The 13,294-nt window shown below is 62.3% G+C and carries 10 protein-coding genes; all 10 read right to left on the reverse strand.

The window, feature by feature from the left end; genetic code table 11:
• Positions 1-16 precede the first annotated feature (16 nt).
• On the reverse strand, positions 17-673 hold the full coding sequence (pdeM, locus tag J9870_RS06160) for a ligase-associated DNA damage response endonuclease PdeM (RefSeq protein ID WP_210643121.1): 657 nt from the start codon (positions 671-673) through the stop codon (positions 17-19).
• Positions 673-3,159 (reverse strand): ligase-associated DNA damage response DEXH box helicase, encoded by a 2,487-nt coding sequence (locus J9870_RS06165; RefSeq protein ID WP_210643122.1) that lies wholly within the window; start codon positions 3,157-3,159, stop codon positions 673-675. The genes pdeM and J9870_RS06165 overlap by 1 nt, the downstream gene beginning before the upstream one ends.
• 254 nt (positions 3,160-3,413) lie before the next feature.
• On the reverse strand, positions 3,414-4,178 hold the full coding sequence (locus J9870_RS06170; protein ID WP_210643123.1) for an ATP-binding cassette domain-containing protein: 765 nt from the start codon (positions 4,176-4,178) through the stop codon (positions 3,414-3,416).
• Positions 4,179-4,191: 13 nt separating this feature from the next.
• Positions 4,192-5,310, reverse strand: a complete 1,119-nt coding sequence (locus J9870_RS06175) for a succinylglutamate desuccinylase/aspartoacylase family protein (RefSeq protein WP_210643124.1) — start codon at positions 5,308-5,310, stop codon at positions 4,192-4,194.
• Between the two features lie 27 nt (positions 5,311-5,337).
• Positions 5,338-6,048 carry an ABC transporter permease gene (locus J9870_RS06180; protein ID WP_210643125.1) on the reverse strand — a complete coding sequence of 237 codons (711 nt, stop codon included), beginning with the start codon at positions 6,046-6,048 and terminating at the stop codon, positions 5,338-5,340.
• Entirely contained in the window at positions 6,045-6,773 is a 729-nt protein-coding gene (locus J9870_RS06185; RefSeq protein WP_025212190.1) for an ABC transporter permease, read from the reverse strand. Before J9870_RS06185 ends, J9870_RS06180 begins: the two co-directional genes overlap by 4 nt.
• A gap of 57 nt (positions 6,774-6,830) precedes the next feature.
• A complete protein-coding gene (locus J9870_RS06190; protein WP_210643126.1) occupies positions 6,831-7,613 on the reverse strand; it encodes a transporter substrate-binding domain-containing protein in 783 nt (260 codons plus the stop codon).
• 259 nt (positions 7,614-7,872) lie between these two features.
• Positions 7,873-9,561, reverse strand: coding sequence for an ATP-dependent DNA ligase (locus J9870_RS06195; RefSeq protein ID WP_210643127.1), 1,689 nt, complete (start codon positions 9,559-9,561; stop codon positions 7,873-7,875).
• A complete protein-coding gene (locus J9870_RS06200; RefSeq protein ID WP_210643128.1) occupies positions 9,558-10,583 on the reverse strand; it encodes a ligase-associated DNA damage response exonuclease in 1,026 nt (341 codons plus the stop codon). The genes J9870_RS06195 and J9870_RS06200 overlap by 4 nt, the downstream gene beginning before the upstream one ends.
• A gap of 139 nt (positions 10,584-10,722) precedes the next feature.
• Positions 10,723-13,173, reverse strand: coding sequence for a penicillin acylase family protein (locus J9870_RS06205; protein WP_210643129.1), 2,451 nt, complete (start codon positions 13,171-13,173; stop codon positions 10,723-10,725).
• Positions 13,174-13,294: the final 121 nt, after the last annotated feature.

Below are 13,294 nucleotides of genomic sequence, written 5' to 3' on the forward strand. Positions count from 1 at the left end.
CGCCCGTTGCCTGGTTTCAGTTGACGGGCCATATTTCGTTGTCGCCGATGACGAATATCCTGCAGTGATTGTCCTGATCGACCCGATAGCCGCCTGTGAACGCACCGAAGGCGGGTAACAGGCTTATTTCGCTGCCCAGCCGGAAGCACGCCAGGCGCAGGCGTTGCCGACCTTTGCCGTTTAGGTGATAAACCGGATGCACATGACCGGCCAGTACATGGCGGCTTGGATGCGGGTTGGGCTCGTGCTGCACGGCGAACGGACCCAGTAGCAAAGGCTCCGGCACAACGCGGATATTCAGCTCTGGTGGTGGGTCGCCGGCGCGCTTGTCGTGGTTACCGCGAATCAGCGTCATGGCCAGGTGCTGATGTCGGTCGCGCCAATCGGAAAGAGCCTGCAAGGTGCCCGGTGCGTTAGAGCCGGGACCGTGGAGAAAGTCCCCGAGAAAAATCAGCTGTCGACAGGCCAGGTTTGCCAGTAGCGTGTCCAGCACCGCGATATTGCTGGCGGTGGTGCCATGGGGCACTGGTTGACCGAGGCTACGGTAAGCGGCGGCCTTGCCAAAGTGGACATCCGCCACCATCAGGGTTTCCTGGGCTGGCCAGTACACGGCTTTTTGCGGCAGCAGCCAGAGTTCTTCGCCGGCCAGGTTGACGGGGTAAGGCGCAGGCATCAGGCGCCACCCCGGTCGGCAGTTTTTTCCAGTTCAGTGACCATCCGCCGGATGCGATCGGCGAGCTTTTCCGAACTCATGCTTTCCCTGAAGCGCTCCACCAGCAAGGGGAACCCCAGCGGGGTAGGGCGTTTGATGACATGCAGGTCCAGTTTCAAGGTGCTAAGGCGTTCCAAGGTCTGCTCCAGTCGTCGAATATCCAATTCTTCACGCAAGACTTCCTCTGCTGCCTGGGCCAGCAGCAAATTGTCGGCGTCGTATTGCTTGAACACCTGGAAGAACAACCCGCTGGAGGCCTGGACTTGCCGAGTACTTTTCGGTGCGCCGGGGTAACCGGCAAATACCAGCCCGGCGATGCGGGCGATTTCGCGAAAGCGTCGCAGGGCCAGTTCCCCGGCATTCAGGCTCGCGAGCACGTCGGCCAGCAGGCGGTCGGCGCTCAATAGTGCCGGGCCCAGGTGTTGCGACCAATCCACCGGCGTGGCGCTGAGCAATTCCAGGCCGTAGTCGTTGACTGCGATGGAAAAGGTCAGCGGTTGCTGCTGGCTGACGCGCCAGGCCAGCAGGCTGGCCAAGCCCAGATGCACCTGGCGCCCGGCGAACGGATACAGGAACAGGTGCCAGCCTTCCCGGGATTTGAGCGCCTCAGCCAACAACGTGCTTTGCGTGGGCAGGCCGGACCAATGTTGCTGGGTCAATAACAAGGGTTGTACGGCCTGCATCTCCGGGCCCTCGAAACGTCCTGCGGCGGCCTCGCTGAGGCGCGTTATCATCGCGGCCGCCAGTTCGTTGGAAAGCGGCATGCGTCCACCGTTCCAGCGCGGTACGGCGGCCTTTTTGGCCTGACTGCGACGCACGTAAGCGGTCATGTCTTCGACCCGGACCAATTCCAGCAGCCGTCCGGCGAACAGAAAACCGTCGCCAGGTCGCAGGCGGGCGATGAAGCCTTCTTCCACGCTGCCCAAGGTCTTGCCGCCCCCGCCCTTGCTCCAGAACTTCAATTGCAGGCTGGCATCGCTGACGATGGTGCCGATGCTCATGCGGTGGCGGCGAGCCAGGCGTGCGTCGGGCACGCGCCAGATCCCGTGTTCGTCCGGCTCGACCCGTCGGTAGTCAGGGTAGGCGGTCAAGGACAGGCCGCCATGACGTACGAAAGCCAGGGCCCAGGCCCATTCGGCGTCGTTGAGGTCGTGGTAGGCCCAGGCGCCGCGCACTTCCCGAAACAGTTCATCGGGCACGAAGCCGCCGCCCAGGGCCATGCTGACCAGATGCTGGACCAATACATCCAAGGGCTTGCGGGGCGATTCGCGGGGTTCGATGCGTCGTTGGGCCACGGCATCCTGTGCGGCGGCGGCTTCGATCAATTCCAGGCTGTGGGTCGGCACCAGAGTCACCCGCGAGGTCCGCCCCGGCGCGTGACCTGAGCGCCCGGCGCGCTGCATCAGGCGTGCCACGCCCTTGGCCGAACCAATTTGCAGCACCCGCTCGACCGGCAGAAAGTCCACCCCCAGGTCGAGGCTGGAGGTGCAGACCACCGCTTTGAGTTGTCCGTCCTTGAGCGCACGCTCCACCCAGTCGCGGGTATCCCGGGACAATGAGCTGTGGTGCAGCGCGATCAGTCCGGCCCAGTCCGGGCGCGCTTCGAGGAGGGCCTGGTACCAGATTTCCGATTGTGCCCGGGTGTTGGTGAAAACCAGGCAACTGCTGCTGGCGTCGATTTCAGCCACGACCTGGGGCAGCATCTTCAGGCCGATATGCCCCGCCCACGGAAAGCGCTCGAGGGTGGGAGGCAGCAGTGTATCGACCCGCAGCGCCTTCGCATTGGCGCCTTGCACGCTGATCCCGTTGCCTTGTGGAATCAATACTTGCTCGGCGTGGGTCTGGTTCCCCAGCGTGGCGGACACGCCCCAGACGATGAGATCGGGGTGCCAGCACCGCAAGCGAGCCAGGGCCAACTGCAATTGCACACCACGCTTGTGGCCGAGCAACTCATGCCATTCATCCACCACGACCATGCGCAGGGTCGAGACGGCTGTTTGCGCGTCGGCCCGGGCAAGCATCAGGGTCAGGCTTTCGGGGGTGGTGATCAGGGCGGTGGGCAGGCGCCGGCCTTGGCGAGCGCGTTCGCTGGCGCTGGTATCGCCGGTGCGCAGGCCGACGCTCCAAGGCAGGTGCAGCTCCTCCAGCGGCGCTTCAAGAGCCTTGCCGGTGTCGGCGGCCAGTGCGCGCATTGGCGTGATCCACAGGATGGTCAGCGGTTCGGCCGGCGGTTTGCGTTTGCGTGGTTTATCCGGCGGTGTGGCGGGGCGGGCGAAACGGTTGAGGGCTGCGAACCATACCGCGTAGGTCTTGCCGGCCCCGGTGCTGGCATGCAACAGCCCGGATTCCCCCCGCTTGACCGCGGTCCACACCTGCTTCTGAAAGGCGAACGGCTTCCAGCCGCGGGCGCTGAACCACTGGTTTGCGAAGTTGTTGGATGTCGCCATGCCTGCCGCGTGCGTCCTGAAAGTCCTTCTTCAGTGACCACGGCGAGAGATGAAAGGTTTATCTGATCGACTGGCCGGGCACAGACCACTGTGGGAGCGAGCTTGCTCGCGATAGGGCCAGGTCAGGCAACGTCGATGGCGGCTGGTCTACCGCTATCGCGAGCAAGCTCGCTCCCACAGGTATTTCTGTGTCGAACACTCTTCGATCGACCCCCGCGTGAGCGAGCCCCCTCGTCACAGAAAGCAGTCTGTCTTTATTTCAGGTTGCCACTGAGAAACTGCTTGAGCCGCTCACTCGTGGGATTACCCAGTACGTCTTCTGGCGCACCTTCTTCTTCCACCAGGCCCTGGTGCAGGAACAGCACCTGGTTCGAGACTTTGCGGGCGAAGCTCATTTCGTGGGTCACCATGATCATGGTCCGGCCTTCTTCGGCCAGGCCCTGGATCACTTTCAACACCTCACCCACCAGTTCCGGGTCCAGGGCCGAGGTGGGTTCGTCGAACAGCATCACCTCCGGCTCCATCGCCAGCGCGCGGGCAATGGCCACGCGCTGTTGCTGACCGCCGGAAAGGAACGCCGGGTATTGCTCGGCGACCCGCGCCGGCAGGCCGACCTTGTCGAGGTAGCGACGAGCACGGTCGTCGGCTTCCTGTTTGCTGATACCCAACACCCGGCGTGGCGCCATGGTGATGTTTTCCAGCACGGTCATGTGGCTCCACAGGTTGAAGTGCTGGAACACCATGGCCAGGCGCGTGCGGATGCGTTGCAGCTCATCGTCGTCGGCCACGCGCATGCCGTGGCGGTCCTTGATCATCCGGATCGACTGTCCATCCAGGCTCATGGCGCCGTCGTTGGGTTGTTCGAGAAAGTTGATACAGCGTAAAAAAGTACTTTTGCCCGAGCCGCTGGCGCCGATCAGGCTGATGACGTCGCCGGTCTTGGCCTTGAGCGACACGCCTTTGAGCACCTGATGTTCGCCATAGCTTTTATGCAGGTCTTCGATGGTCAGTTTGTACATGGAACATGCATCCTCAAGGCGAAAGTAGGTAGCCGCTGCGGTAGGCTTCGGCGCCGGCGACATGGGCGATCACCATGCCGGCAGTCGCCATGCGGCGTAACGAGCGGGCGTACATCAGCCCGGCATTACGGCAATGAACAGGGGTGACAGTGTCGTTGATCGGGTCAATGATCTGCGCCACCAGTTGCCCCGCCTCCAGGTACTCGCCGGGCAGGGCGCTGTAGACCAGCAGTCCACCCACGGGCGTCGCCACCGGTTCTACGCCGGCCAACGGCGTGGCCGGGTAGGGTAGGTCGGGCAGGGGCATGGGTTCGCCGTCGATGGCGCCGAAGCGGATCAGGTATTCGATCAGTGCCTGGCAGTCGAGGCTCGCCAAGCCGTGATTGACGTCACCCTGGCCACGTAATTCCACCGTGACCGAAAAGCTGCCCAGGGGAATCTCGAAGCGTTCGCCGAAACGTTCCTTAAGTTGCCACCAGAGCAGCGTGAAGCATTCATCGAACGACTGGCCACCTGAATCGGTCGCCAGCAAGCAGGCCTCGGCACCGATGTAGCGCGCCAGTGGCTCGACCTGCGGCCAGGCTTCGGGCGTGGTGTAGAGGTGGGCCACGGCTTCGAAGTCGCAATGCAGGTCCAGCACCATGTCGGCGTCGCAGGCCAGGCGTTGCAGGACCAGGCGTTGGGATTGCAGTTGCGTGTTGGCGGTCTGCCGGTTGAGGGCGTCGCGCAGGCTGGTGCGGATCAGCATCAGGTTGCACTGCGGATCGTCGGTGAGCAGCTCTTCGATCTCGTTGCCGATCTCTTCGCTCAGGTCGATGAAGCGCCGGTTGAAATTCTGCCCGCTCTCCATTTCATAGCGGCCCAGGGGCACATCCATCAGCACTTGTTCAAGGCCGATGGGGTTGGCGACAGGCACCAGCACGATCTCGTACCGCAGATGGCCCGAGGCCTCGAGTTCGGCCAGGCGCTGCTTGAGGTGCCAGGCCACCAGCATGCCGGGCAGTTCATCGGCGTGCAGGGACGATTGGATATAGATTTTGCCGACGGCATTTTCCGGGCCGAAGTGAAAGCTGTGGATCTTGCGTGCGGTCCCCGGCAGCGGGGCCAGCAGGTCATGAATCTGGTGGCGCATTTGCTTGTGTGTCCTGGAACAGAAGCCCTAGTGGTTCGGCCCGAGAAAGGCCAGCCAACGGCGTTCGGCAAGGCGGAAGAGGCCCACCAGTGCAAAGGTGACGGTCAGGTAGATCAACGCGGCGATGCCGAACGACTGGAACGTCAGGAATGTCGCCGAGTTGGCGTCCCGGGCAACTTTCAGCACATCAGGAACGGTAGCGGTGAACGCCACGGTCGTCGAGTGCAACATCAGGATCACTTCGTTGCTGTAGTACGGCAGCGAACGGCGCAGCGCCGACGGCATGATCACGTAGGTGTACAACTTCCAGCCGGTCAGGCCATAGGCCTTGGCCGCTTCGACTTCGCCATGGTTCATGCTGCGAATCGCCCCGGCGAAAATCTCCGTGGTGTAGGCGCAGGTGTTCAGGGCAAAGGCCAGGATCGTGCAGTTCATCGCGTCGCGAAAGAAACTGTCGAGCAATGGCTGGGCGCGCACCGCCGCGATGCTGTAGATGCCGGTGTAACAGATCAGCAGCTGGATATAGAGCGGCGTGCCGCGGAACAGGTAAGTGTAGAACTGCACCGGCCAGCGTACGTAGACCTTGGGCGAAACCCGGGCGATGGACAGTGGGATCGACACCAGGAAGCCGATCAACAGCGAGGCGCTGAGCAGCCATAGGGTCATCGCCAGGCCCGTGACATTGACGCCGTCGCTGTAAAGGAATGGCCGCCAGTATTCTTGCAGAAGTTCGATCATCGCACCGCCTCCCGGGCTCCGGCGGCGTAGCGGCGTTCAAGCCAGCGCAGGATGAAGTTGGACGCGCTGGTGATCAGCAGGTAGATCAGCGCCGCCAGTACCAGGAAATAAAACAGTTGGTAGGTGCTCTTGCCCGCATCCTGGGCCGCCTTGACCAGGTCGGCCAGGCCGATGATCGACACCAGCGCGGTGGCCTTGAGCATCACCATCCAGTTGTTGCCGATGCCTGGTAGGGCAAAACGCATCATTTGCGGAAATACCACGAAGCGAAAGCGCTGGCCACGCTTGAGGCCATACGCGGTGGCGGCTTCGACCTGGCCCCTGGGCACCGCAAGGATCGCGCCGCGAAAGGTTTCAGTGAAGTACGCGCCATAGATGAAGCCCAGGGTGATCACCCCGGCACCGAATGGGTCGATTTCGATGTATTCCCATTCCATGAAGTCGGTAAAAGAGGTCAGCCAGGTCTGCAGGCTGTAGAAAATCAGCAGCATCAGCACCAGGTCCGGCACGCCGCGAATCAGCGTGGTGTAGAGCTGGGCAGGGATTCGCAGCAGTTTGACGCTGGACAGCTTGGCGCTGGCGCCCAGCAGGCCGAGCAAGACGCTCAGCAGCAAGGACAGGGCCGATAGCTTGATGGTCATCCAGGTGCCTTGCATCAGCAACGGGCCAAAGCCCTGCAGGCTGAAGGCGGAGAGCCCCAGATTTTGTAGGAGTTGTTCGAACATGGAAGAGGCCTTTGGCAGGAAAAAAGCGCCCATCCGAGACCGGATGGGCGCAGCGCATTATTTGCCGCTGTACAGATTCAGATCGCCAAAGTGTTTTTTCTGGATGGTGGCGTAGGTGCCGTCATCGTGTAACGCTTTGATACCTTTGTCCAAAAGAGCCTTCAGCTCGGTGTTACCTTTCTTGATACCGACGGCGGTCTTGGCCGGCAGCAATTCGCTGTCCACCGGCTTGCTGATTTCATAGCCTTCGCCTTTTGGCGATTTCAGGAAGCCCAGCTCGGCTTGCAGCATGTCCTGGATCGCTGCGTCGAGGCGGCCGGAGGTCAGGTCGGAATAGACCTGGTCCTGGTTCTGGTAGGCCTGGGTCTTGACGCCGGCCTTGTCCAGCACGGCTTTGGCGTAGGCTTCCTGGATGGTGCCTTGCTCGTAGCCGACGGTTTTGCCTTTGAGCGAGGCAACGTCTTCGCTCAAGCCTGAACCTTTCTTGAACACATACGCCGTCGGGCCGGAGAACAGCTCGCTGGAGAAGTCGATGACTTTTTCGCGGGCCGGGGTCACGGTCATGGAAGAGATCACGCCGTCGAACTTATTGGCTTTCAGGCCCGGGATCATGCCGTCGAAATCGCTTTCGACCCATTTGCATTTGACCTTCAGTTCCGCGCAGATCGCATTGCCCAGGTCAATGTCGAAACCGACCAGGCTGCCGTCGGCGGCCTTGGATTCAAACGGGGCGTAGGAGGGGTCGACACCAAAACGCAGTTCCTTGTATTCCTTGGCCGTGGCGACGCCGGCGGCCATGCACAACGCCAGTGCAGAAAGGGTCAGCAGTGCTTTTTTCATTATTCAATCCCTAAAACCAATATGAGCGCTTGTGGCGCGTAAGTATTGTTACCGGTGAAGGCGAGAACGGTATGACGGCATAAAGGTAGCAATTTCCGAACCAGAGTGCCGAACAAGTGTTTTAAAAGCTTCGGCGTCAGGCAACGGAACGTGTTGGTGCGCGGGTACGAGCGTACCTCAAAAGACGCACCAGGATAGAGCGAGCTGTGCGTTGGCATTCTCAGGTGGAGGGGATGTGTCTGTGGTAATGACCGTGTATTTACTTCAGTAGATCCTGGAGCGTCGCCAATGTGTCGGCCTCTTCGACGTTTTTGTCCTGGCGCCAGCGCAGCATCCGCGGAAACCGTACCGCAATCCCACTCTTGTGGCGCTTGGACAGGGCGATGCCCTCGAAGCCCAGCTCGAATACCAGGGTCGGCGTGACACTGCTCACCGGGCCGAATTTTTCCACGGTGGTCTTGCGCACGATGCTGTCGACCTGGCGCATTTCTTCATCGGTCAGCCCCGAATACGCCTTGGCGAATGGCACCAGGCTGCGTTCGCGACTGCCCGGCGGGTTGTCCCACACGGCGAAGGTGTAGTCGCTGTAGAGGCTGGCGCGCCGGCCGTGGCCGCGTTGGGCGTAGATCAACACTGCGTCGACACTGAACGGATCGATCTTCCACTTCCACCACACGCCCATGTCCTTGGTCCGACCGACGCCGTACAGGGCATCGCGGGCCTTGAGCATCATGCCTTCGACACCGAGGCTGCGAGACGCTTCGCGTTGCCGGGCAAGGTCGAACCAATCCGGGCCGGTAACGATCGGCGATCGCAACAGTACCGGGCTATGGGCGCGGGCAATCAGCGCTTCCAGTTGTTCACGGCGTTCGGCCTGGGGACGGCTGCGCCAGTCCTCGCCTTGCCATTCCAGCAGGTCGTAGGCCATCACCACCACGGGCGCGTCCTCGAGGATTTTCTTGCCCAGGGTCTTGCGCCCGATGCGCTGCTGCAACAGGGCGAAAGGTTGCACGGCCGGCTGCAGCGGCGTATTCGGATCGAAGGCGTCCTCGGTGATGGGTTGCGAGGTTTTCCACACGACGATTTCTCCGTCGATCACCGTACCGTCGGGCAGGGTTTGCGCCAGTGAGTGCAATTCGGGGAAGCGTTCGGTGACCAGTTCCTCGCCCCGGGACCAGATCCATAAATGACCATCGCGCTTGACCACCTGGGACCGGATTCCGTCCCACTTCCATTCCACTTGCCAGTCACTGGCAGGCCCCAGCAACGCGCCAAACTGCTCCACCGGTTGCGCTAATGCATGGGCCAGGAAGAACGGGTACGGCTGGCCGCCGCGCTGGGCATGTTCGTCCGTGGATTCGGCAGCGATCAGCTTGAGGTAGCTGGCGGCGGTTGGACGATGGGACAGGTCGGTGTAGCCCACCAGCCGCTGGGCCACTCGCTTGCTGTCCAGTCCGGCCATCCCGGCCAGGGCCCGGGTTACCAGCAGTTTGGACACTCCGACGCGGAAGCTGCCGGTGATGAGCTTGATACAGAGCATCAGACTTGGCCGGTCGAGTTGCGCCCACAACGCCGGCAACCGCACCGCCAGCACCTCGGGCGACTCGCCGCGCAAGGGCAGCAGCTTCTCCTCGATCCACACTGCCAGGCCTTCGTTGGAACTGTGGGGCGACGGCGGCAATACCAGCGAAATGGTTTCGGCCAGGTCGCCCACGGCTTGATAGCTCTCTTCGAACAACCACAATGACAACCCGGACACCTGCACCGCCAGCTCCCGCAGGATTTTCACCGGTACCAGCTGGCGTGGGCGGCCGCCGGACAGGAAATACACAGCCCAAGCTGCGTCCTGGGGCATAGCCTTGGTGAAGTAGGCCTGCATGGCGGCCAGCTTGGCATTGCTGGACGTGGTGGCGTCCAGTTCGGCGTACAACTCGGCGAAGGCTTTCATGACGCCTCCTGGCCGGTGTCGGTGGTGAGTTCTTCTTCATCGTCACCGTATTCGGTGGTGAAACCCTGGGCGTCGAGGCCTTGCTCGCACAAGTGGCGCACCAGCACGGCGACGGAGCCGTGGGTGACCATGACTCGCTCGGCGCCCGTCTGTTCGATGGCCCAAAGCAGGCCCGGCCAGTCGGCGTGGTCGGACAGCACGAACCCGCGGTCCACGCCACGCCGCCGCCGTGTGCCGCGCAAGCGCATCCAGCCGCTGGCAAAGGCATCGCTGTAGTCGCCGAAACGACGCATCCAGGAGCTGCCGCCGGCAGAGGGTGGGGCGATCACCAGCGCCTGGCTCATGAGCGGATCGTTCTTTTTTACATCGCCGGCATAGATCGTCGGCGGCAGATCAACCCCGGCCTCGCGATAGACCCGATTCAACGGTTCTACCGCGCCGTGGGCCAGGATCGGTCCAAGGCTTGCGTCGATCCCGTGGAGGATCCGCTGGGCCTTGCCGAAGGAATAACAGAACAGCACGCTGGCTCGGCCGGCAGCGATGTTGCCACTCCACCACTGGTTGATTTCGTCGAAGATCTGCGCCTGTGGCTGCCAACGGTAGATCGGCAGGCCGAAGGTGGATTCGGTGATAAAGGTATGGCATTTCACCGGTTCGAACGGTGTGCAGGTACCGTCAGGCTCGACTTTGTAATCCCCCGACGCTACCCAGACTTCACCCTGGTATTCCAGGCGCACCTGGGCCGAACCCAGCACATGGCCGGCGGGGTGAAAACTCAAGGTCACGCTGTGATGCCGCAGGCGCTCGCCATAGGACAGGGTTTGCAGGTCGATGTCCTGGCCGAGCCGTGAACGCAGGATGCCTTCGCCGGGTGCCGCTGCCAGGTAGTGTTGGTTGCCGCTTCGGGCATGGTCGCCGTGGGCGTGGGTGATAACCGAGCGTTCTACCGGGCGCCAGGGGTCGATGTAGAAATCTCCAGGCGGACAGTACAGGCCTTCGGGGCGGGCAATGACAAGATCCATGCAGTCACCGGGGCGATGGGCTTGTCAGGTAGAGGCGAGGGCGAGGGGAGAAGTTCTATCGGGTTTTGGCGGGGCAGAATCAGGTGACAGGATGGACTCCTGTGGCGAGGGAATAAATCCACTCGCCACAGGGGACCGCCTATTTGCCCGGCACCAGGGTCAAGCGCATCTTGCCATACGCCCGATCAAAGTTCTGCGGTTGCAAGGGCAGGTTCTGATATTGCCCCTTGATCCACGGATCGATGCCATTGATGTAGTTCGGGCTGGCCGGGTTGTCAGACTGGCCGTTGCCTCCCTGGATCATCAACGGTTCGGGCTGGCCGAAGTCCACGATAAAGCGCGTCGCAGGCGCCAGGGTGCTGGTGAAATCCTGGCCCCAGGCGAACGCCGCGATGTTCAGCGTGGTCGCGTCGCCCCCGGCTGACACCGGGCCGCGCACGATCTGGCCGCTGCTGTTTTTCCAGGCGTAGTGGTGCAGCTTGCCCCATTGCCAGGCCTTGTGATCTGCGCCCAACTGGCTATCACCGGCGCTGATGGTCGCGGCCAGGCTGCGGGCCAGGATGACGGCCTTGTCTTCCTTCTGCGGTGTACGCACGTCATCCCAGAACGGGCTGTCTTCGCGACCCAACAGATGATCGGCCTGGGCCGAGTAGGACAATTGGCCGTTGGCGACCAGCGCTTTCCACGCCGGGCTGCTCTGCGGGCCCAGCTCGTCGAGGAAAATCTGTTTCATGCTTTCCTGCAGGAACAGCTCGTAGATCGCTGCGTCGGCAGAGGTCGGGCTGAGCCGGCCATCGAACGCCATCAAGCGGGTATAAGCCTCGCGGGCCTTGGCCCGGTCAGCCGCCGGCAGGGCTTCGATCGCCTGTTTGAGCGGTTGGGACATGCCCGGGGCCTCAAAGACTTTCTTGAGCTTGGCCGCGAATGTCGTGGTCTGGTCATATTGCATGGCGGTCAGGCTGCGGGTGTCGTGCTTGCCCGCGCCAGCCAGTTCGGCCAGGCGCTCGCCACGCTCCGGTGCGCTCCAGGAGTTGGACAACTGCATGCCGTAGCCGTGGGGAATGACCCTTTGGTTGGCGGTGCCGAGCCAGCCCTGGGCCGGGTCCTGGTCGTAGGGATGCAGCATCGGGTCGGCGTAACCGTCCCAATCGTAGCGACCGTCCCAGCCCGGTGACGGCAACAGGCCTTCGCCTTCGCGGCGGTTGGGGTAGCGACCGGTGACTTGCCAGCCGATATGGTTGGCGTCGGCAAATACCATGTTCACCGCCATGGCGCGGATTTCCCGGCTGGCATCAGAGGCTTTCTCGACGTTCTGCGCCCGGGACAGGTCGAAGAACGCGTCCAGGGTCTTGTCGTCGGTAAAGCTTGGGGTCTGCAACGCCAGACCAAAACCGTTGGCCATGGCCGGGCCTTGGGCGCTGTTGAGCAGCGGGCCGTGTCGGGTCTCAAACACCGCTTCACGAATCGACCGTTGACCCTTGATGAAGTAGGTTTCGTTGCGCACCGTCACCGGCTGCCATTTGCCGTTGACCTCGTAGGACAGGCCATTGCCCTGGCGGCGGATTTTTTCCAGGAACAGGTCCTGGTTGTCCCCCAGTACGCTGGTCATGCTCCAAGCCACTTTGCCGTTGAAGCCCGCCAGAATCATTGGGATGCCCGCTACGGAAACCCCGGCCGCCTGGTACTTGGGCGCACGGATCTGTACGGGCGTCCACAGCGACGAGGTATTCAATGGTCCATGGCTGTCGCTGGCCAGCAGGCTCTTGCCGCTGCGGCTGCGTTGCGCAGCGATGGCCCAGTTGCTCGAAGATGCCTCACTCAACAGGTTCAGTCCGGCCAACTGCTCGGTGGCCTTGCTGATCTCGTTCAGGCCCGGGACTTGACCGTTGAGCCGGATACCCTGGAGTTTGTCGGCTTCGGCCATGGGCAGTTGCTCGTCCGGATAAGACGGGCTCAGCCAGGCGAGTTTGTCGTTGGTGACTGTCTGGGCCAGCACCAGGCTGGCGATTTCTTCCGGCAGGTTGGCCGACTGGCTGAAGTTCAGCAGGCAGAACATCAGCGCCGAGTCTTCCGGTTTCCAGTATTCGGGTTTGTAGCCGGTGGCGGCCAGGTCCGACGGCAACTTGTCGCGGTAGCGGAACAGGTAGGCGTTCACGCCACGGGCATAGACTTCGAAGAAGCGCTTGAGCCGTGGCGAGGATGCCTTGTACAGCTCATCGGCGTTTTTCTTCAGGTTGACTGCGCGCATGTAGCGGTCGACGTCCAGGCGCTCGGCACCGGACATTTCCGCCAACCGACCCTGGGCCAGCAGGCGCAGGGTCACCATCTGCGTGATGCGATCGCTGGCGTGGACGTAGCCGAGGGTGAACAGGGCGTCGTGGAAGCTGTTGCTCTCGATCAGCGGCATGCCCATGGCATTGCGTCGAACCGACACGTTCTGGGCCAGCCCCTTGAGTGGCTGCACGCCGGAAGTGGGCGCAACAGTGTCCTGGGTGTTCCAGGCCTGGCAACCGCTCAAACCGAGCGCACTGGCCACTGCGGCGGCGACGCCGAGCCGGGGAATGAAAGAAATAGAGGCTGGCGAGGCCATGGCAAAGCTCCTGCGGGAGGGGGTAGCGGCAATAAAGGCGCTACGTTAGTGAGCGGGAGGAGGCGGCGCAAGCGGGGACGAGGTTATTTGTTGATTTGGCGATCAAAGCCTGGGGGCACAG

This window comes from Pseudomonas sp. Tri1, assembly GCF_017968885.1.
In the GTDB taxonomy this organism is placed as follows: Bacteria; Pseudomonadota; Gammaproteobacteria; order Pseudomonadales; family Pseudomonadaceae; genus Aquipseudomonas.